Source organism: Streptomyces cylindrosporus (assembly GCF_022698165.1).
GTDB lineage: Bacteria > Actinomycetota > Actinomycetes > Streptomycetales > Streptomycetaceae > Streptomyces > Streptomyces cylindrosporus.
In genome coordinates, this window is sequence record NZ_JALDAY010000010.1 from 226,317 (window position 1) to 246,654 (window position 20,338).

Below are 20,338 nucleotides of genomic sequence, written 5' to 3' on the forward strand. Positions count from 1 at the left end.
TCACCATGACCGCCACCAACGAAGCGGCCCCCTCCCGGACCGTGCGGGACGCGACCCTCGACGTCCTGCGCGCCCTCGGCCTGACGACCGTGTTCAGCAACCCCAGCCACACCGAGATGAAGCTGTTCGAGTACTGGCCCGAGGACGAGTTCCGCTTCGTCATGGGCCTGCAGGAGGCCGCCGTCGTCGGCATGGCCGACGGCTACGCCCAGGGCACCGGCGAACCCGCCCTCGTCCTCATCAACGGCGGCCCCGGCCTCGGCAACGCCATGGGCAGCGTCTACACCGCGGCCGCCGCCAACACCCCGATGGTCATCCTCGGCGGCCAGCAGGCCCGCAAGATGCTGCTCGGCGACCCCTTCCTGGTCGCCAAGGACGCCACCCAGCTGCCCAGGCCGTACATCAAGTGGGCCGGCGAACCCGGCCGCCCGCAGGACGTGCCCGCGCTGATCGCCCAGGCCTACCAGATCGCCAAACAGGCCCCGCAGGGCCCGGTGTTCGTCGCCGTCCCCGAGGACGACTGGGTCCGCCCGGCCGACCCGGAGCCGGTGCGCATAGCCCAGGTCGAGAGCGCCGTCGTACCGGACCCGGCGGTCCTGGCGCGGATCGCGGCGGCCCTGGACGGCGCCGAGCGGCCCGGCCTGGTGGCCGGCGGACCGGTGGACGCCCAGGGCGCGCGCGGCGACCTGATCGCGCTCGCCGAGAAGCTCAACGCCCGTGTGTGGGGCGCCCCCGTGTGGAACCGCGGCGCCTTCCCGGAGGACCACCCGCTCTTCGCCGGAGTCCTGCCGCCCATCCCGGAGCTGGTCAACGAGCGGCTCGCCGCCCAGCACGACGTGGTCGTCGTCCTCGGCGGCCCCGCGTTCACCCTGTTCACCGCCTGGGACCTGTTCTCCACCGCGCCCGCCGACCTGGACCGCACCCCGCGGCCCCAACTCACCCCGGACGTACGGTTCCTGCACGTCACCGACAATCCGCAGGCGGCCGCCGCGACGCTCGCCGACCAGAGCTTCGTCGCCCCGCCCGGCGCGGTCGTCAAGGGACTCGTCCCGCTGGTCTCCGAGCGCGAGCGCACCGAACTCGCCCCCGTCCGCGAGCCGGTGGCGGTCCCCGAACCCTCGACCCCGCTGACCCAGGCGTACCTCTTCCACGTCCTGTCGCAGGAACTCCCCGCCGACGCCCAGCTGTTCGAGGAACTGCCCATCGCCCGCGCCGACTTCCACGAGCAGATCCCGCTCGGCGCGGACAACGGCTACTTCGCCACCGCCAGCGGCGCCCTCGGCTTCCCCTTCGCCGGCGCCGTCGGCTACGCCCTCGCACACCCGGAGAAGCGGGCCGTGGTGGTCGTCGGCGAGGGCTCGGCCCAGTACACCCTGCACGCCCTGTGGACCGCGGCCCAGCACCAGCTGCCGGTCACCTTCGTCATCCCCGACAACTCCGGCTACCTGTCCCTCAAGTACTACCTCCAGGACCAGAAGTCCTGGCAGAAGGGCTGGGACCTCAGCGGCGTCGACATGGCCCAGCTGGCCCGAGGCTTCGGCGTGCGCGGCGAACGCGTCGAGAGCCCCGAGGGCCTGCGCGAGGCCCTGCGCACCGCCCTGACGGCCGACGGACCGGTCCTGCTGGACGTCGTGGTCGCCGACCCGGGCCTCTTCCGTCTCTGACGCCCGCGACGCGACACCGGACGCCCTCCGCCCAGCGGGGGGCGTCTTCGTTGCGCATGGGACAACAGCCCAGTCCAAGGCTCGATTTGCCGTAGTGCGGTCTGCCACTTGGGGATGTGCGGCACCCGGCGCCCTCCCGTCTGGTACCGGCCGAAGCCCGAAAACTAGACATGAGTTCGGCGGTTCACGCGTACGAACCGACGCCGACCGAGAGGAACCCCATGAGCAGGCGCATCCTCGTCGTCCTGTCCGAGTACGGCTACTGGGGCGAGGAACTCATCGGCCCCCTGGAGACCTTCGACAAGGCGGGCTACCACATCACCTTCGCCACCCCGACCGGCAAGCGGCCGGTGGCGCTGCCCCCGAGCATGGACCCCGACTACGTCGACCCGCCGCTGGGCCGCTCCGTCACCACGCCCGAGATGGCCGCGAAGGTCAAGGCCGTGGAGGCCTCCGACCGCCTCGACAACCCGCTCGACCTCTCCTCCTGGCTCCCGGACCGGCCCTACCGCTCCAAGCCGTACTTCCTGCGCGACTGGGAGGCCTACAACACCCGCCTGGAGAAGGTCCGCGACCAGATCGCCGACCGCTACGACGCCCTCCTGGTCGTCGGTGGCAGCGGCCCGATCGTCGACCTCGCCAACAACTGGCGCGTCCACGACCTGATCCTCGCCTTCCACGCCCTCGACCGCCCGATCGCCGCCGAGTGCTACGGCGTGGCCTGTCTGGCCTTCGCCCGCGACCAGGAGGACCGCGAGAGCATCATCCGCGGCAAGCACGTCACCGGTCACTGCATCGAGTACGACTACCTCGACGGCACCGGCTTCGTCGGCACCGACTTCAACATGGGCCCGCCGCCGTACCCGCTGGAGTACATCCTGCGCGACGCGACCGCACCCGGCGGCGCCTACCACGGCAACTTCGGCAAGACCACCTCGGTCATCGTCGACTACCCCTTCATCACCGGGCGTTCGACCCCCGACTCCTACCTCACCGGCCAGAAGACGGTCGAGGTCCTCGACCAGGGCCTGCGCCAGTGGGGCTTCAAGTCCGCCTAGCCGACAGCCGTTCACGAGGAGGCAGACCCATGGACAGCAGGCCGGCCCGGGCGGCGTTCCTGGAGCAGCTGGTGGCCGAAGGGGTGCCGTACATGTTCGGCAACCCCGGCACGGTCGAGCAGGGCTTCCTGGACGAACTGCGCCACTTCCCGGCGATCGAGTACGTGCTCACCCTGCAGGAGTCCGTCGCCGTCGGCATGGCGGACGGCCATGCCCGCGCCACCCGCCGCCCGGCGGTCGTCCAGCTGCACTCCGGCGTGGGCCTCGGCAACGGCATCGGCATGCTCTACCAGGCCAAACGCGGCCACGCCCCGCTCGTGGTGGTGGCCGGCGAGGCCGGCCTGCGCTACGAGGCCATGGAGGCCCAGATGGCCGCCGACCTGGTCGCCATGGCCGAACCGGTGACCAAGTGGGCGACCCGCGTGGTCGATCCCGACTCCACGCTCAGGGTGCTGCGCCGCGCCTTCAAGGTGGCCGGCACCCCGCCGTACGGGCCGGTCCTCGTCGTCCTCCCCGCCGACGTGATGGACCGGCCCACGAGCGAGGAGGCGGTGCCGGTGACCTATCCCGACACCGCCTCCGCGCCAGACGCCGGGTCGCTGGAGCGTGCGGCCGAGCTGCTGGCCGACGCGCGCAGGCCGATCGTGATCGCGGGCGACGGGATCCACTTCGCGGGCGCCCAGGCCGAGTTGGGCCGGCTGGCGGAGGTGTGGGGCGCCGAGGTGTGGGGCGCGGACTGGGCCGAGGCCAACCTCTCGGACCGACACCCCGCCTACGCGGGCCAGTTGGGCCACATGTTCGGCGAGAGCAGCCGCCGTATCACCGAGGCGGCCGACGCCGTCCTGCTCTGCGGCACCTACGCGCTGCCCGAGGTCTTCCCGGCCCTGTACGGCGTCTTCGGCGCGGGCGTGCCGGTGGTCCACATCGATCTCGACACGGACGCCATCGCCAAGAACTTCCCGGTCGACCTCGGTCTGGTGGCCGACCCGAAGCGGTCCCTCGCGCTGCTCGCCGACGCCATCGAGGCACGGATGAGCCGTGCGGAGCGTACGGCCGCCGCGGACCGGCTGCGCCGGGGCGCCGCCGAACGCGCCGAGGCCCGGACGGCCGCCGCCCGCACCGCCCGTGAGCGGGCCGCGGCCCAGGAGCTGCCGCACATTGCCTTCGCCGAGGAACTCGCCGCCCAACTCCCGGACGACGTCGTCCTGTTCGACGAGTCCCTCACCGCGTCCCCGGACCTCTTCGGCCCCCTCCCCGCCGCCGAGCCCGGCCGCTGGCACCAGACCCGCGGCGGCTCCCTGGGCGTCGGCATCCCGGGCGCGCTGGGCGCCCAACTGGCCCGTCCGGACAGCACGGTCGTCGGCTTCACCGGCGACGGCGGCAGCCTCTACACCTTCCAGGCCCTGTGGACGGCGGCCCGGTACGACATCGGCGCCAAGCTCGTCGTCTGCAACAACAGCGGCTACAAGCTGCTGGAGCTCAACATCGGCCAGTACTGGGGCGAGCAGGGCATCGCCGCGCACGAGTACCCGGAGATCTTCGACCTCTCCCGGCCGGCCGTCGACTTCGTCGCCCTGTCGAGGTCGCTGGGCGTGCCCGCGCTGCGCGTGGAGAAGCCGGGCCAGGTGCGCGCGGCCGTCGCCGAGGCGCTCGCGCACCGCGGCCCGTTCCTGATCGACCTGGTGACCGAGCGGCGGGGGAGGGGACGGTAGCGGTGCGACTGACGGGTCACAAGATCGCCGTACTGATGGAGAGCGACTTCTACGAACCCGAGATCCTCTACTACCGCCACCGCTTCCCGGAGGAGGGCGCCGAGGTGCACTTCCTGTCCCGGCTGTGGGGCCAGGAGGAGATGACCTTCCAGGGGCACGAGCACCGCATGCCGTTCACGGTCACCGAGTCCTTCGAGGACGTCGACGAGTTCGCGCTCAAGGAGTTCAGCGCGGTCATCGTCCCCTCCGGCATGGTCGCCGACCGCCTGCGTTACACCGAGGACCCCGCCCGACTCCCGCCCGCCGCCCGCTTCCTGCGCCGCGCCTTCGCCGACCCGGCCATCCTCAAGGGCGTCATCTGCCACGGCATGTGGCTCGCGGCGCCGGTCGCCGGGCTGGTCCGCGGCCGGCGTGCCGTGGTCCACAACAACCTGCTGGGCGACCTGCGCAACATGGGCGGCGAGTACGTCGACCAGGACGTGGTCGTCGACGACGACCTGGTCACCGCCCGCACCGGCGAGCACTGCCACCTCTTCGCCCGCACCATCATCGACCTGCTCGCCGGCCGTCCCAGAGGCACGGTGGGCTGATGAGGAGTCACGGGGGAAGGGACCGGGCCGGCCGAGCCGCCCGGTCCGCACCGGCCGGATCAGTCCTGGTGCTGCTTGGCGAGGACCTGCGCGGGGTCGTACGTCATGGGCATCCCGGAGGCCTGCAGCGCCTGGTCGTACGCGTCGAGCGCCTCCTTGGTGCGGCCCTGCCGCTTCCACACGTCGCCGAGGTGACGCCACTCCTGCGCGGTCTCGTACGACGGCGCGAAGTGCCTGAGCTGACGGGTCGCCGCGTGCAGACCCTGCAGGCCCTCGTCCGTCTCGCCGCGCAGCAGATGGATCTCGGCGAGCCGCACCCGCGCCCCGACCGCCTCCACCCGGGGGCCGGAGCTGAGCAGTCCGAGCGCCCGCCGGGCGTGCGCGGCGGCCTCGTCCCACCGGCCGAGCTGGGTGTTCGCGTCGATCAGGCAGATCTCGCACCTGGCCTGCTCCACGGCCGTGCCGACCTCGCTGAGGGTGCCGCCCGCGTCCTCCAGCAGTTCGAGGGCGCGCGCGGGATCGGGCACCTCGGACTGCAGCTCCAGCCAGGCGACGGTCGTCTTGAGCATCGCCACGTGCCGCAGGTTGTCGTCGTCGGCCATCATCGCCAGCGCCCGCTCGGTGAGCGCGAGCGCCTCGGGCAGCTGCCGCCGGGAGAGGGCGACCAGCCCCGCGTTCCAGTAGACGGCGCCCCGGCCGGCCCGTCCGCCGTGTTCCTCGGCGACCGGGATCAGCTTCTGGGCGAGCAGATGGGCGCGGGTGACGTCACCGCGCATGAGGTACGAGCCGATCAGCGTGGCGCCGACCTGGACGTGGTCCACGGTGACGTCGAGGCCGAGGGAGTCCAGGGTGGCCAGGGCCCGTTCGCCGATCTCGATGCTCAGGGTGATGTCGCCCATGTTGCGGTAGCAGCGGCTGAGGGCGACCGAGACCCTGCACCACTCGTCCGAACCGGCCGCCAGAGACGGGTTCCTGGTCAGCTCCTCCAGCACCGGGACGGCCGCCTCGATCCGGTCGAGCTTCTCCAGGGCGGTCGCCTGGCCGATGCGGGCGCGCAGCAGCATCCTGGCGTCCAGCAGCACGGGCTTGGCGAGGAGTTCACCGAAGGCCTGCAGAGCCTCGCCGTTGTCCCCGTTGCGCAGGGCCATTTCGGCGAAAGCGAGCTTCAGCCGGGTGTCCTCCAGCGTGTGGTCGTCGAGACCCGAGCGGAGATGATCGGGCGAGCACCCCAGTTTTCCCGCCAGGGCGGTCAGTACCGCGTCCGAGGGAGCCCTTTTACCGGATTCGATGAGCGAGATGTAGCTCGCGGAAATATCCGTCGAGGCGAGATCCTGCTGCTTGAGCCCGAGTTTGGTGCGAAGGTTCCGGATGCGCCTGCCCACCTCGACCGGAGATGTGCCTTCCGCTTGATCCATTTGGCTTCCCAGAGTGAGCACATGACTTCAGATGTCATAGATCACACTACCAGCATGACTGGGGCACGCCAATGGGCCTGACCGCTCTGTTGCCGGTCACGGCCGAAAATCTCCTGTTCCGCCTGGGTCGCCAGATAGCTGGAACGGGAAATGGAAATTCCGATTCCTGCTCATTCTCGATGTAAAAAGCTGCACTTGACTTGCGAAGTAATGTTCGATTGACTGGAATCGTAAACAAATCCTCCAGGGGAAATGGAGAAAAGGAGAGATGCATAAATTCGCGGTAATACTGATGGTGACGCTGTTCGTCGCCGGACTGGTCGTCGGCGGCACCTTCCTCGCCGGCGGAGGCACGTCGACCCGGCACGTCGTGCAGATGCCGGGCAGCCTCAGCGGTGGCTGCTGCTGAATCCGCCGCCGGTGAGCGGAAAATGACAGGCCACTGAACGGCCACCCCCCACAGCCGTCGTCAAGGCCTCGGGAATTTCCCGCTCGCAGCGCATTCGCTGCCGCTGCCGAAGCGACATGAACACCGGGCAACGTGTCCGGAACCGGCACCCCGTCAAGTCCGCGCCGGGCGACTGCGGTTCGCCCCGCAGGATCACCCGCGGACGGCCGCGCACCATGGCGGGATCCGGCACCGGTACCGCGTCGAGCAGTGCCCTGGTGTAAGGGTGGCCCGGCAGCGCGAACACCTCAGGGACCTCGCCGGTCTCGACGATGCGACCGGCGTACATGACCGCGACCCGGTCGGCGATCTGCCGCACCACCGCAAGGTCGTGGGAGACGAACAGACACGCAGGGCCAGGGTCCTCCTTCAGCCTGCGCAGCAGATCGAGGATCCCGGCCCCCACCGACACGTCCAGCGCGGAGACCGGTTCGTCCAGCAGCAGCAACTGCGGCCGTACGGCCAGCGCCCGGGCGATGGCGATCCGCTGGCGCTGGCCGCCGGAGAACTCGTGCGGGTAGCCGGCGGCGTCGCCCTCGTCCAGCCCGACGAGCCGCAGCACCTCGCCGACCCGCTCGGCGACGCGTGCCCGGGGCACCTTCTGCACCCACAGCGGCTCGGCGACGATGTCGCCCACCCGCATCCGCGGATCCAGGCTCGACATGGGGTCCTGCGGCACGAACTGCACGGCGCCCCGCAGCCGCCGCACCTCGTGCCGCCCGAGCCGCGCGACGTCCTGTCCGAGCACCTCGACGCTCCCGAACTGCGGCGCGTCCAACGACACCACCTGCGACAGGACGCTCGACTTCCCGGCCCCGGACTCCCCGACAAGCCCCAGCGTCTCCCCTCGCCGCACCTCCAGATCGACCCGCTCAACGCCCCACACCTCACGCACCGAGCCCACCCGGCCCGACCTCCCGAGCCCTGCCCATCTCCCCCTGCCACCCGGCACGGGAAACGACCGAGCAAGCCCCGAAACCCGCAACACCACGTCAGCGCCCCGCGCTTGCGCCCCCTTCACCCGACCCGACTTCTGCCCTCCGGCCACCCCCTGCGCGCCTGCGCCCTGCCCTTCGGCTGGCTCCTGGGTGCCCGGGTTCCGCCTTTCGGTCGGCGTCTGGGTGCCTGGGTTCTGCCCTCCGGCTGGATCATGTGTGCCTGGGTTCCGTCCTTCGGTTGGCCTCTGCGCGCCCGCGTTCCGTCCTTCGGCTGGCCCCTGCGTGCCCGCGTTCCGTCCTTCGGCTGGCCCCTGGGTGCCCAGGTTCCGCCTTTCGGTCGGCGTCTGAGTGCCCGCGTTCTGCCCCCCGGCCAGCCCCTCCCCGCCCGCGTCGCACCCGTACGGGGGCCCCTCCCCGTCCGTCCCCCGCCCGTGCGGAGGCCCGCCCCCCTCCCGCCCCTCCGGGCGCGGCGCTCCACCCCCCGAAGGCGGAAAAAGCTCCTCCGCACTCAGTTTCACCGCCTCCTCCGCCCGATGGCACGCAGTCAAATGGCCGTCCGCGCCGTCGAGTTCCGGCTCACGCACCCCGCACGCCTCCTCGGCCAGCGGGCAGCGTGCCGCGAAGGCGCACCCCGGCCCCGGCCACCCTGCCGCCGGCGGCGAACCCGGCACCGGTGTGGGCGGTGTCTCGCGGTCGATCCGTGGCACCGAGCCGATCAGCCCTTTCGTGTAAGGCATCCGGGCCGCCCCGTACAGCGCGTCCACACCCGCGCTCTCCACGATCCGCCCGCCGTACATCACAGCGACCCGGTCCGCCTCGCCGGCCACCACCCCCAGGTCGTGGCTGACCAGCAGCAGCGCCGCCCCCGTGGCCAGCCGCGCGGCCCGCAGCGCTTCGAGGACCTGCGCCTGCACGGTGACGTCCAGCGCGCTGGTCGGCTCATCGGCCACGATGACGTCCGGACGCCCCGCCATGGCCATCGCGATCATGGCCCGCTGACGCATCCCGCCCGATAGCTCGTGCGGATACGACCGCGCCGCCCGCCCCGGCTCCGGCACCCCGACCGCGTCCAGCAGCTCGACCGCCGCCCGCAGCGCCGACTCCCGCCCCGGCCGCGGCCGTCGGTGGATCCGCAGCACCTCGCCGATCTGGTCCCCGACCCTGACCACCGGCGTGAACGCGGCGAGCGCGTCCTGGAACACCAGGGCGATGTGACGGCCGCGCACCCGGGCCAGCTCCCGCCCGGGCAGCCCGACGAGTTCCCGCCCGTGCAGCCGCACCGAGCCCGACACCCGCAGCCCCGGCGGGGTCAGCCCCAGCAGCGCGAGCGCGGTGAGGCTCTTGCCCGCCCCCGACTCGCCCACCAGGCCCAGGACTTCACCCCGGCGCAGCACGAGATCGACGCCGCGCACCAGCGACAGCGCGGGCGAGCGCCGGGTGGCGGGCCGCTCGACCCACAGGCCCCGCACGTCGAGCAGCACCTCACCGGACGACGTCATGCCCCGCTCCCCGCGAGGTCCGCCGCGGCCGCCTCGCCCGCCGGATCCAGCGCCCCGCGCAGCGCGTCCCCGATCAGATGGAAGGCGAGCACCAGCAGGACCAGCAGCCCCGCCGGGAACCAGAACATCCACGGGTACGTCGTCGGCACGTCCGCGGAGTCCGCGATCAGCGTGCCCAGCGACACGTCGGGCGGCTGCACCCCGAAGCCGAAGTACGAGAGCCCCGTCTCGCTGATCACCGCCCCGGCCACCGCCACCGTGGCGTCCGTGACGAGGAAGGACGCCATGTGCGGCAGGATGTGCCGCCGGATCACCATGCCCGGCCCCACCCCCATGTGCCGTGCCACCAGCACGAACTGACGCTCCTTCAGCGACCGCGTCATGGCCCGCACCGCCCGCGCGGTGACCATCCAGCCGAACGCGGCGATCAGCCCCGCGTACGCGAGCCAGCCGAGCCCGCGCAGCCTCGGCGCCAGCACCACCAGGACGAGGAACGCCGGCACCACCAGCATCAGGTCGACGCAGAGCATCAGCAGCCGGTCCGCCCAGCCCCCGAAGTAACCGGCGCACACCCCGACGACCGCCCCGAGGCCCGTCGCGAAGAACGCCGCCAAAGCCCCGATCAGCAACGACTTCTGCAGACCCCGGGCGCACTGCGCGAACACGTCCTGCCCGATCCGGTTGGTGCCGAACCAGTGCCCGCCGCCCGGCGGCCGGTGCAACGCCGAGTAGTCGACGTCGGCGTAACCCCACCCGGAGATCCGCGGGCCGACGAACGCCAGCAGGAACAGGGCGATGAGCAGCGCCGCGCCCGCCACCGCCCCCGGCGCGCGCACCAACCGCCGTGCCGGCGGCCCCCCGTGGCCGTACCTCACGCCCGCCGGACTCTCGGATCGAGCGCGCGATGCAGCAGCTCCGCCACCAGACCCGCCAGCAGCACCAGCGCCGCGCTGAACACCTCGACCGCCACGGCGGCGTTCACGTCGCCCTTCTGCACGGACTCCACGAACCAGCTGCCCATGCCGTGCCAGCCGTAGATCTTCTCGGTGAACACCGCTCCGGTGAACAGGGTCAGGAACCCGAAGGAGAAGAAGGCCGTGAGCGGGATGAGCGAGGTGCGCAGGCCGTGGCGCAGCAGGGCCCGGCCGGGGGTGAGTCCCTTGGCATGGGCGGTGCGCAGATGGTCCGAGCCGAGGACGTCCAGGGTCGAACCGCGCTGGTAGCGGCTGTACATGGCGATCGCCCCCAGCGCCACGGACAGGGTCGGCAGCACCAAGTGCACGGCGGAGTCGCCGACTTGGGTGAGCGGGCCGCCCTTCAGGCCCGGTGTGCTCTCGCCCGTGTAGCGGATCACCGTACGGCCCGCCGCGTCGTTGACCGACAGGGCGCCGGTCTGCAGCAGCAGGCCGAGCACGAAGGGCGGCACCGACAGCACCGCGAACGAGAACAGGGTCAGCGCCCGGTCCGGTAGCCGGCCGCGCCGCGTCGCCGCCCACACCCCGGCCAGCACGCCGAGCACCGTGCCCACGACGGTGCCCGCCACCAGCAGCCGCGCCGTGACGCCGACCCGTCTGCCGAACTCGGCGTTCACCGAGGTGCCGTCCAGCGTGCGGCCGAGATCCCCGTGCAGCGCCCGCCGCGCCCAGTGCGCGAAGCGGTCGGTGACCGGCATGCCCGGATCCAGTCCCAGTGCGGTCAGTTGAGCGTTCACGACCGCCGCGGACGGACGCGGTGTCCGGTCCTCGTAGTAGGCCCGGGGATCGAGCGCGACGGAAGAAATCCAATAACAGAGAAACGTTGAAACGACTAGTAATGCGAGGGAGTTCACGAGGCCTTTTGCCAACGCCCTTGACATGTCTCGATGTTAAGCTCCAGACAACCTCATACGGGGAGAGGTCGTCACAATGACCGGGTTTGCCATGCGCAACAGACCGTTGTGGCCCACGCTGATATGGATTGCCCTCACTGCTCTCCTGTTCGGCTGTACCTCCGCCCACGGCAGCGGCACCCCCGACGACGAGTCCGGCGCACCGGTCCCCGCCTACGGCCGTACCGACATCAACGCGAAGCCCCCGGCCGAGCTGAAACAGGGCGGCACCCTCACGCTCCCGATCTACCAGTGGCTGACCCAGTTCAACTACTTCCAGGTGGACGGCGCCTGGGACGACGTCTCCACCGTCATGAGCCTGCTCGAACCGCGCCTCTTCGCCCGGGACGCGGTCGGCACCCCGCACCCGGTGCCGGACTACCTCCGCTCCGCCTCCGTCACCTCCTCCGCCCCGCAGACGGTCGTCTACCGCCTCAACCCGGAGGCCAGGTGGTCCGACGGAAAGCCGCTGAGCTGGCGGGACTTCGCGGCCCAGTGGCACGCCCTCGGCAGCGGCGACCAGCGTTACCGCATCGTCGACCCCAGCGGCTACGAGGACATCGCCTCGATCCGCCAGGGCGCCGACAAGCACCAGGTGAAGGTGACCTTCAAACGGCCCTTCGCCGACTGGCAGCGGCTGTTCACCCCGCTCTACCCGGCCGCCGCCTACAGCACCCCCGCCCAGTTCAACGACGGCTGGCGCAAGGGCGCGCCCATCACCGCGGGCCCCTTCCGGATCGGCTCGCTGGACGCCACCGCCCAGACCCTCACCGCCGTACCCGACCCCCGATGGTGGGGCACCCGCCCCCGCCTCGACCGCATCGTGCTGCGCACCCTCGACCCGGCCACCGCCGTCCAGGCCTTCCTCAACGGCGAGCTCGACGCGGTCAACGCCGCCTCCGCCGACCTCTACGACCGCCTGCGGGACGCCGACGACACGGACATCCGCACCGGCTCGGCCTGGGACGACGTCCAGGTGGCACTGAACGGCGCCGCGGGCCCGCTCGCCGACCCCGAGGTGCGCCGGGCGGTACTGAAGGCCATCGACCGGCAGGCCCTCGCCAAGGTGGCCGGCACCGGACTGCCCGTCGGGGTCCCGCTGCTCGGCAATCACTTCTTCATGACCAACCAGCCCGGCTACAAGGACAATTCCGGAACGCTCGGAACGTACGACCTGAAGGACGCGGAACGCATTCTCGAACAGCGCGGCTGGCACCGGGACGGCAACAGCGGCACACGAACCAGGAACGGGCAGAATTTGACGCTCCGTTTCGTTCTCAGCCAGGCCACCAACCGACTCGGTCTGGACCTCTCCCAACTCCTCCAGCAGATGCTGCGACAGGCCGGAATCCAGGTGGAGATCCAGAAAGTCCCGGCCGACGACTACTTGCCGAAGTACCTCAACAGCGGGAATTTCGACCTGGCGATCTTCCGATTCACCGGACTGACCTATCCGAGCACCCTGTATCCCGTGTACCGGGAGCCGAGCGGCGAGCAGATCTACGAGAACTACGGCCGGATCTCCAGCCCCGAGGTCGACCGGCTGCTCGACCGGGCCGTGCACACCCTGGACGCCGGACGCCGCAACCGGCTCTACAACCAGGCCGACCGCCTGATCTGGCAGCTCGGCCACGACGTCCTGCTCTACCAGCGCCCCCAGGTCCTCGCGGTCCGCAGGACCCTCGCCAACTACGGCGTCCCCGGCCTCGGCGACACCGACTTCACCGCGGTCGGCTGGGAGCGGTAGGGCCGGTTCAGCGCGTCGTACCCCATCGCCACCGAGGCGAGGGTGACGTGATGGTGCCAGCCGCGGAAGGAGCGGCCCTCGAAGTCGGCGAGCCCGAAGTCCTGCTGGAGCCGGGCGAGGCTCTCCCCGGACAGCGTCCGCAGCTGGGCGAGCGGCAGCACGTCCGACAGCTTGCGGCCGGGCAGGTTGGTCAGCCAGTAGGCGCGCGGGGTGGGCCGGCCGTAGGGCCAGTCGGTCACCAGGTGCCGCGGCCGCTGCGGCGGCAGTGCCGCGGCCGACCGGGCGCCCGCACCCCCGCCGTGGGGCGCCTCGGTCAGCAGCAGCGCCGGTGCCGACAGCACCTGCGACTGCCGCATCCGCGCGGTCGCCCGGTCCTGCCAGGCGATCGGCATCCGCTTGCGGTGCTGCGCCGCGTGCACCGCCAGCTCGGTCAACGTGCCACTCCCGTACGGCGATCCGGCACAGGGCCGCGGCAGGGTGACCGCCGTGCTCGGCGAGGCCTCGACGAGGTAGGCCAGCCCGCGCGCCTCCAGGCCGCGCAGCAGCGGCGCCACGTCGTTCTCGCCGCGCCAGTCGACGAGGACCGGCAGCGGCTCCAGGTACCAGTCCTCCAGCATCTCGTCGACGGCCTCCAGGATGTACCGCCAGCGCGGCCGGGACCGCTCCTCCGGCGGCAGGTGCGCCTGGGTGCGCAGCCGTTCGTCGCGGTCCCAGCGGGCCGGCAGCATCAGCCGCCAGCTCACCGGGACCCCGCCGTGCCGGCCCACCAGCGAAGTGGCCAGCGCCAGCTGGCAGTTGACCGTGCGCTCCAGCGAGGGGGCGTACTGCCGGGCCACGCCCACCGAACGGTCGCCGTTCTTCGCGAACACGACCTCGTCGACGCACCACGCCTCGGTCCTGAAGGCCGCGCTCAGCTGCCCGGCGAGCCGCCGGCGCACCGGCCCGCACGGCCACGGGCTCTGGTTGACGAACTGCTGGATCTGCTGCACGGCCCGGCGGCCCAGCACCTGCTCGGAGATCCGGGCCGGCGTCTTGCGCCCCGGCACGTCGAGCAGCCCGCGCACATAGACCTCGCCCCAGCGCCGCTGGTCGGAGCGGCTCAGGGTGCCGAACAGGTCCCGGCAGTACGCGGAGAGGTCCACCGGCTCGGCGGGCAGCTCACAGGGCGGGTCGTACGACTCCGTGGCGAGGTGTCCGAGGGGCAGGGTGGTGGTGGTCACGGTTCAGTCCTCCTCGCCCTCTAGCAGGAAGGCGTCGGTGGCCATCAGGGCTTCGCGGACCTCGGGCAGGACATGGCCGACGACGACGAAGTCGACGTCCAGGCCCGCCTTGGTGCGCTGCACGAGCAGTTCGTTGACCGCGGGCCGGCACATCTCGGTGACCTCGGACAGATGGAACTCCACCCGCTGCGGCCCCGCGGCCATCACCTCGCCGAGCACCCGCCGGAACTTGTCGAGCTCACCGCCGTCGACCGCGCCGCCGCAGCGCACGTGCGCGGTGCCGCCGTCGAACTCGCTGCGCATGCGCAGCCGCATCTGCACGGGCTCCAGCTCGACCCGCACCCGCACCGGCCCGTCGCTCTCGGGGAGCTTCACGGTCAGCTGCTTCGCGTCGAAATGGTGGTGCTCTCGGCCGTCGATCCACACCCGGGTCAGCTCCACCGAACCCGGCGGCAGCAGATCGGGCGCCACCCTCAGCTCCCGCCCGGGCAGATCGTCCGGGCGCGGGCGGAAGTGCAGGGTGAGCGGCTCGTGACTGATCAGCAGCCCGGTGTACGCGGCCGCCAGGTAGCACAGTTCCAGCGAGTGGTAGCCGGCCATGGCGTGCGAGCCCTTGAGCCGCTCGGTGCCCACCAGGTACGGGATCCCGTCGGCCAGCACGTTGAAGTAGACGCCGCCGTCCTGGTGGTCCAGGAAGAAGGCGTTGTAGAAGGAGGCGGCCTCCCGCGCGAGCCGCAGCGACTCGGGGTCGTCGCCGGTCCCGGCCAGGATCAGATAGGCGAGGATCGCCTGTTCCTGCTGCCACCAGGCCTTGCGGTCGTGCCACACCATGCGGTGGATGCCGCTGTCCGCGTCGGCCCGCCGCTCCACCACGTCGTACCAGCCGCCGCGCTGCTGGTCGCTGCCGACCGGCGGCATGATCTCGGCGATCCGGCGCGCGGTCTCGGCGTACTCCCGCTTGTCGTGCAGCGCGCGGATCCGGGTCAGGTTCCAGGCGATCTTCAGGTTGTGTCCGACCACGGCCCGGTCCTGCTGCCAGCCCCAGGTGCGGTCCGGGCTCCAGTCCTCGTGGAAGCGCTCCTGTACGAAGGGGCTGTCCGGCTCGTCCGGGAAGCGCTCGACGATGGTGTCGGCGGTCTCCTCCAGGAGCTCGGCGAAGTCCTCGCGGCCGGTGGCCAGATAGGCGTTGATGAGATAGGCGGGGGCGTGGTCGCCGACCGAGTTCCAGTTCTTGCGGGAGCGGTTGCGGCCCAGGGCGTCGTCGCAGGGGCTCAGGTTGATCGGGTCGATGTGCGAGAAGAAGCCCCCGCGCTCCTCATCACGGAAGTACCGCTGGAACAGGGCGACCGTCCGGTCGATGTCCTCCAGGATCCGCGGATCGCCGGTCACCCGGTACGTCTGGGTCGGGCCGGCCAGCGCGTAGATCTGCTCGTACATCGGGATGGCGTCGAAGTCGTCGCCGAACTCCGAGGCGTACACCTTGCGCCGCCCGGTCGGCGTGATGTCCATGCCGTGGTACCAGTAGACGATCCCGTCCTGCTTGTCGTCGACGCGCATGTACTGCCGTAAGTACTCCGTGCCGCTCTCGGCCGCGTCCAGGAACCGGTCCTCGCCGGTCAGCAGGTACGCGGTCGAAAGGCCGTACACCAGACGGGAGATGGTGTCGGTCTCCTGCCGCACGTTCTCACCCGCGTGCTCCGGCAGGTGCGCGCCGTCGAGGGTGAGGTGGGTGCGGTAGTTGCGCCAGTCGAACTTGCCGTCCGGGAACTGGCCGCGCAGATAGAAGTCGGCGATCGCGGCGGCCTGCCGCACCCACCAGTCGGGGTGCTCGAAGACGTAGTGGCCGCGGCTCTCCTCGGGGAAGGTGATCTCCTTCGCCTCGAACCGCGAGCCGCCCTCCCACTCGTAGAAGATCCCGTACGCGAACAGGAAGCGCCCGGTGCCCAGCATGTCCCGGGTGCGCGGGGTGGTGTCCTGGTAGGGGTCGCCCAGGTTGCGGACGATGCGGGAGACGACGTTGCGGGCGAGATGCACGGTGAACTCGCGGCCGTCGGAGGTGCGCAGCCCGAACCGGTGCTGGGTGGGGCTGTGGTACGTCACGTATCCCGCGAGGGTGTCGGAGAGGATTCGGCGGTCGGTGGTGGCACTCATCTCGTCAGGTGCCCTTCTCGTCGGGTAGGGCCACGAGCAGGACGACACTGCGGCCGTGGGCGTGGAAGACGTCCCCGTCGACGGCCTCCTCGGCGCCCGGGGCCAGCAGGTCGTGCGGCCCGGTGCAGGCGGTGTCCAGGACCCGGGACCAGCGGTGCCCGTCGATCGGCGGCAGCTCGAAGTCCAGGCCCAGGTGGTACATGTTCAGGATCAGATGCAGGTCGGGGTCGCCGTCGAACCCGCCCAGGGTGCAGGCCAGGACCCGCGCGTCGGAGTGGTCCCAGCCGGGGCACAGCAGCTTGGTGCCGTGCCAGGTGACGTCGGCCTGCCCCCGTTCGTTGCGCCGCTCGGTGAAGAAGCGGGCCTCGCGGAAGGTCCCGAAACGCTTGCGCAGACCGATGACCCGCTCGGTGAAGGAACGTATCTCCGTTTCCTTCTCCGCCTGGTTCCAGTCCAGCCAGGACGTCTCGTTGTCCTGGCAGTAGGCGTTGTTGTTGCCCTGCTGGCTGTTGCGGAACTCGTCCCCGGCGAGCAGCATCGGGACGCCCCGGCTGAGCATCAGGACCGACAGGAAGTTCTTGATCTGCCGGATCCGCAGCCGCTCGACCTCCTCGGAGTCCGTCGGGCCCTCGACCCCGCAGTTCCAGCTGAAGTTCTCGTGCGCCCCGTCGGCGTCGGACTCGCCGTTGGCGTGGTTGTGCTTGTGCTGGTACGACACCAGGTCGTTGAGGGTGAAGCCGTCGTGGCAGGTGACGAAGTTGATGCTGTTGGTCGGCAGCACCTGCTGCGGGTAGAACAGGTCGGCCGAGCCGCCCAGCCGGGAGGCGATCTCCCCGACCAGCCCGGCGTCCCCGCGCACGAACCGCCGTACGTCGTCCCGGAACGGCCCGTTCCACTGCGCCCAGCGCTTCCCCGGGAACCGGCCCACCTGGTACAGGCCGCCGCCGTCCCACGGCTCCGCGATGATCTTCGTCTCGGCGAGCACCTGCGACAGCTCGATCGCCCACAGCGCGGGCGGTACGGCCATCTCGTACCCCATCGGCCCCCGCGACATCTCGGAGGCGAGGTCGAAGCGGAAGCCGTCGACGTGGTGCTCGGTGACCCAGTACTCCAGGCACTCCAGGATGAACTTGGTGACCATCGGGTGGTTGGCGTTGACCGCGTTCCCACAGCCCGTGAAGTCCATGTAGCGGCTGCGGTCCTGCGGCCACAGGTGGTAGTACGCGTCGTTGGCCATCCCGCGGAAGCTGATCGTCGGCCCGAACTCGTTGCCCTCGCTGGTGTGGTTGAAGACCACGTCGAGGATCACCTCGATGCCGGCCCTGTGCAGCGCCTTGACCATGTCGCGGAACTCGGTGATGTGACCGGCGAGATGGGGCTCGGCGCAGTAGCCGGTGTGCGGGGCGAAGAAGCCGTAGGGGTCGTAGCCCCAGTAGTTGTGCAGCGGGGTGCCGTCCGGGCCGGCGCGCAGGATCTGGGTCTCGTCGAAGTCGAAGACGGGCAGCAGCTCCACGGCCGTGATGCCCAGCCGCGTCAGCTCCGGGATCTTCTCGACGACCGCGGAGAAGGTGCCGGGGTGGGCGGTGCGCGAGGTCGGGGAGGCGGTCAGCCCGCGGACGTGGGTCTCGTAGATGATCGTGTCCGCCATCGGCGTGCGTAACGGGCGGTCGCCCTCCCAGTCGTAGTCGTCGAGGTCGACGACCAGACTGCGCATGCAGTGCTCCACGTTGTCCCCGCCGCCGATCGCGTGCGTGCGGTCCCAGCGGCTGTTGATGTTGGCGCGCGCGTACGGGTCGAGGAGCACCTTGCGGTGGTTGAAGCGGGCCCCGGAGTGGTGGGTGTTGCGCGGGCCGTCGATCCGGTACGCGTACACCTGGCCCGGGCCGATGCCGGCCACATGGCAGTGCCAGAAGTGGAAGCTGCGGTGCCGCTCGGGATGGAGCCGTACCACCCGGGACGGCAGGGGCGCGTCGCAGCGGTCGAAGAGCAGCAGGTCGACCCGTGTCGCGTGCTCGGAGAAGACCGAGAAGTTCACGCCGTCGGCGTCGACGGTGGCGCCCAGCGGCTGGGGGCGCCCCGCGGTGACTCTCAAGGCGGCCTCCGGCCGACGCTCCATCGTCAGACTTCCCTGGGTCCTCACAGAGCTTCACCCCTTGCCACCTGGGAGTCACTGGCTGCGAACCAGTCAACAAGCCTTGTAAGGTAGAGTCAAGTGAATTGTAAATCCGGAGCGCCGAGGAGAGCCCGGCGTACGCCGGAGCGTGCGCGGGGAGCTGGGACTACGCCGAAGCACCGGGAATCTTGCGGAACCTGACCCGCGGCTGTCATCGGCGGCGGGAAGCGGCCACACGGGCCGCGGAGAGACGACGGAGCCCCCGGCCGCTCAGCGGCCGGGGGCTCCGGTTGGTGTCCGAGGGGGGACTTGAACCCCCACGCCCGATAAAGGGCACTAGCACCTCAAGCTAGCGCGTCTGCCATTCCGCCACCCGGACAAGGTGTCTGTCGTGCGGGGTTTCCCCCGCGGCGACGAAGGAAACACTACCAGGCTTTCGAAGGGCCCCTGGTCACCCCCTGTCCCGGCGTGAACGGCGTGTGACGAGCGGCTCCCGGCCTTGGGGTGCGGGTGGGGTCGGAGGGAGGATGAGGGGAACCACCAGCAGTGACAGCGGGAGGAAGCAGCGTGAGCGACACGGACACGGCCAGGGCCGTCACCGGCGAGGACGAGGTCGTGGACCTCTGCCGCGACCTGATCCGGATCGACACCAGCAACTACGGCGACCACTCGGGTCCGGGTGAGCGGGCGGCGGCCGAGTGGGTCGCCGGCAAGCTCGCCGAGGTGGGGCTCGAACCGCGCATCTTCGAGTCGCATCCGGGGCGCGCGTCCACGGTCGCCCGCATCGAGGGGGCCGACCCGTCCCGGCCCGCGCTCCTCATCCACGGCCACCTGGACGTCGTACCGGCCAACGCGGACGACTGGACCCACCACCCCTTCTCGGGCGAGGCCGCGGACGGATGCGTGTGGGGGCGCGGGGCCGTCGACATGAAGGACATGGACGCGATGACCCTCGCGGTCGTCCGCGACCGGCTCAGGAGCGGCCGCAAGCCGCCGCGGGACATCGTCCTGGCCTTCCTCGCCGACGAGGAGGCGGGCGGCACGTACGGCGCCCGGCACCTGGTCGACAACCACCGGGACCTCTTCGACGGCGTGACCGAGGCCATCAGCGAGGTCGGCGGATTCTCCTTCACCGTGAACGAGCAGCGCCGGCTCTACCTGATCCAGACGGCCGAGAAGGGCATGCACTGGATGAAGCTGACCGTGGTCGGCACCGCCGGGCACGGCTCGATGATCCACCGGGACAACGCCATCACCGAACTGTCCGAGGCCGTCGCCCGGCTCGGGCGGCACAAGTTCCCGGTACGGGTGACCAAGACCACCCGCGCCTTCCTCGACGAACTCGGCGACGCGCTCGGCACCGAGCTCGACCCCGAGGACATGGAGGGCACCCTCGCCCGCCTCGGCGGCATCGCCAAGCTGATCGGCGCGACCCTCAGCAACACCGCCAACCCGACGCAGCTGGGCGCCGGTTACAAGGTCAACGTCATCCCGGGCGAGGCCACCGCACACGTCGACGGCCGCTTCCTGCCCGGCTACGAGGAGGAGTTCCTCGCCGACATCGACAAGATCCTCGGCCCCAAGGTCAGGCGCGAGGACGTGCACGCCGACAAGGCCGTCGAGACGACCTTCGACGGGGCGCTGGTGGACGCGATGCAGTCCGCGCTGCTCGCGGAGGACCCGGCCGCGAAGGCGATCCCGTACATGCTCTCCGGCGGTACGGACGCCAAGTCCTTCGACGACCTCGGCATCCGCGGCTTCGGCTTCGCGCCCCTCAAGCTGCCCCCGGAGCTGGACTTCGCGGGCATGTTCCACGGCGTCGACGAGCGGGTGCCGGTCGACGGCCTGAAGTTCGGTGTGCGCGTGCTCGACCGTTTCATCGACGCTTCGTGATCCCCGGTAATCGCCTGCGTGTC

General features: G+C 71.0%; 14 protein-coding genes and 1 tRNA gene. 7 read left to right on the plus strand and 8 right to left on the minus strand.

What is annotated here, in order from left to right:
• Positions 1–5: 5 nt before the first annotated feature.
• From mdlC to MQP27_RS31895, 4 genes are all read left to right on the plus strand, one after another.
• Complete coding sequence (gene mdlC, locus MQP27_RS31880) at positions 6–1,664, plus strand: benzoylformate decarboxylase (protein WP_242770482.1); 1,659 nt, start codon at positions 6–8, stop codon at positions 1,662–1,664.
• Between the two features lie 221 nt (positions 1,665–1,885).
• The gene (locus MQP27_RS31885; protein ID WP_242770485.1) at positions 1,886–2,722 is read left to right on the plus strand and encodes a type 1 glutamine amidotransferase domain-containing protein; all 837 of its coding nucleotides are present in this window, start codon (positions 1,886–1,888) and stop codon (positions 2,720–2,722) included.
• A gap of 29 nt (positions 2,723–2,751) precedes the next feature.
• Entirely contained in the window at positions 2,752–4,434 is a 1,683-nt protein-coding gene (locus MQP27_RS31890) for a thiamine pyrophosphate-binding protein (RefSeq protein ID WP_242770488.1), read from the plus strand.
• 2 nt (positions 4,435–4,436) lie between these two features.
• Positions 4,437–5,024, plus strand: coding sequence for a DJ-1/PfpI family protein (locus MQP27_RS31895; protein WP_242770491.1), 588 nt, complete (start codon positions 4,437–4,439; stop codon positions 5,022–5,024).
• Positions 5,025–5,083: 59 nt separating this feature from the next.
• Here the strand turns inward: MQP27_RS31895 and MQP27_RS31900 are convergent, their stop codons facing one another.
• Positions 5,084–6,439, minus strand: a complete 1,356-nt coding sequence (locus MQP27_RS31900; protein ID WP_242770494.1) for a helix-turn-helix domain-containing protein — start codon at positions 6,437–6,439, stop codon at positions 5,084–5,086.
• A gap of 268 nt (positions 6,440–6,707) precedes the next feature.
• Between MQP27_RS31900 and MQP27_RS31905 the strand changes: the two genes are divergently transcribed.
• A complete protein-coding gene (locus MQP27_RS31905) occupies positions 6,708–6,848 on the plus strand; it encodes a hypothetical protein (protein ID WP_242770497.1) in 141 nt (46 codons plus the stop codon).
• Here MQP27_RS31905 and MQP27_RS31910 read toward each other — a convergent pair.
• Genes MQP27_RS31910 through MQP27_RS31920 form a run of 3 tightly spaced genes read right to left on the minus strand, consistent with a single transcriptional unit; the run spans position 6,829 to position 11,179 of the window.
• Entirely contained in the window at positions 6,829–9,324 is a 2,496-nt protein-coding gene (locus tag MQP27_RS31910) for a dipeptide ABC transporter ATP-binding protein (RefSeq protein ID WP_242770500.1), read from the minus strand. The genes MQP27_RS31905 and MQP27_RS31910 overlap by 20 nt on opposite strands.
• A complete protein-coding gene (locus MQP27_RS31915) occupies positions 9,321–10,199 on the minus strand; it encodes an ABC transporter permease (RefSeq protein WP_242770503.1) in 879 nt (292 codons plus the stop codon). The genes MQP27_RS31910 and MQP27_RS31915 overlap by 4 nt, the downstream gene beginning before the upstream one ends.
• Complete coding sequence (locus tag MQP27_RS31920) at positions 10,196–11,179, minus strand: ABC transporter permease (RefSeq protein WP_242770520.1); 984 nt, start codon at positions 11,177–11,179, stop codon at positions 10,196–10,198. The genes MQP27_RS31915 and MQP27_RS31920 overlap by 4 nt, the downstream gene beginning before the upstream one ends.
• Before the next feature lie 64 nt (positions 11,180–11,243).
• Here MQP27_RS31920 and MQP27_RS31925 point away from each other — a divergent pair, with 64 nt between their 5' ends.
• Positions 11,244–12,938, plus strand: a complete 1,695-nt coding sequence (locus MQP27_RS31925) for an ABC transporter family substrate-binding protein (RefSeq protein WP_242770523.1) — start codon at positions 11,244–11,246, stop codon at positions 12,936–12,938.
• Here MQP27_RS31925 and MQP27_RS31930 read toward each other — a convergent pair.
• The 4 genes from MQP27_RS31930 to MQP27_RS31945 form a co-directional block, all read right to left on the minus strand.
• Positions 12,881–14,095 (minus strand): IS701 family transposase, encoded by a 1,215-nt coding sequence (locus tag MQP27_RS31930; protein WP_443735760.1) that lies wholly within the window; start codon positions 14,093–14,095, stop codon positions 12,881–12,883. The two genes, MQP27_RS31925 and MQP27_RS31930, sit on opposite strands and share 58 nt — an antisense overlap.
• A 66-nt stretch (positions 14,096–14,161) precedes the next feature.
• Positions 14,162–16,309 (minus strand): AGE family epimerase/isomerase, encoded by a 2,148-nt coding sequence (locus MQP27_RS31935; RefSeq protein ID WP_242770529.1) that lies wholly within the window; start codon positions 16,307–16,309, stop codon positions 14,162–14,164.
• A 4-nt stretch (positions 16,310–16,313) separates the two neighbouring features.
• Positions 16,314–18,401: a glycogen debranching protein GlgX gene (gene glgX / locus MQP27_RS31940; RefSeq protein WP_242770532.1), complete on the minus strand. Its 2,088-nt coding sequence runs from the start codon at positions 18,399–18,401 to the stop codon at positions 16,314–16,316.
• A gap of 312 nt (positions 18,402–18,713) precedes the next feature.
• Positions 18,714–18,801, minus strand: a tRNA-Leu gene (locus tag MQP27_RS31945).
• 188 nt (positions 18,802–18,989) lie between these two features.
• Between MQP27_RS31945 and MQP27_RS31950 the strand changes: the two genes are divergently transcribed.
• Positions 18,990–20,315: a M20/M25/M40 family metallo-hydrolase gene (locus tag MQP27_RS31950; RefSeq protein ID WP_242770536.1), complete on the plus strand. Its 1,326-nt coding sequence runs from the start codon at positions 18,990–18,992 to the stop codon at positions 20,313–20,315.
• Positions 20,316–20,338: the final 23 nt, after the last annotated feature.

Bases quoted from the DNA above. Each gene is read 5' to 3' on its own strand.
- mdlC (WP_242770482.1), top strand. From the start codon at position 6: ATGACCGCCACCAACGAAGCGGCCCCCTCCCGGACCGTGCGGGACGCG.
- MQP27_RS31885 (WP_242770485.1), top strand. From the start codon at position 1,886: ATGAGCAGGCGCATCCTCGTCGTCCTGTCCGAGTACGGCTACTGGGGC.
- MQP27_RS31890 (WP_242770488.1), top strand. From the start codon at position 2,752: ATGGACAGCAGGCCGGCCCGGGCGGCGTTCCTGGAGCAGCTGGTGGCC.
- MQP27_RS31900 (WP_242770494.1), bottom strand. From the start codon at position 6,439: ATGGATCAAGCGGAAGGCACATCTCCGGTCGAGGTGGGCAGGCGCATC.
- MQP27_RS31905 (WP_242770497.1), top strand. From the start codon at position 6,708: ATGCATAAATTCGCGGTAATACTGATGGTGACGCTGTTCGTCGCCGGA.
- MQP27_RS31910 (WP_242770500.1), bottom strand. From the start codon at position 9,324: ATGACGTCGTCCGGTGAGGTGCTGCTCGACGTGCGGGGCCTGTGGGTC.
- MQP27_RS31920 (WP_242770520.1), bottom strand. From the start codon at position 11,179: ATGTCAAGGGCGTTGGCAAAAGGCCTCGTGAACTCCCTCGCATTACTA.
- MQP27_RS31925 (WP_242770523.1), top strand. From the start codon at position 11,244: ATGCGCAACAGACCGTTGTGGCCCACGCTGATATGGATTGCCCTCACT.
- MQP27_RS31935 (WP_242770529.1), bottom strand. From the start codon at position 16,309: ATGAGTGCCACCACCGACCGCCGAATCCTCTCCGACACCCTCGCGGGA.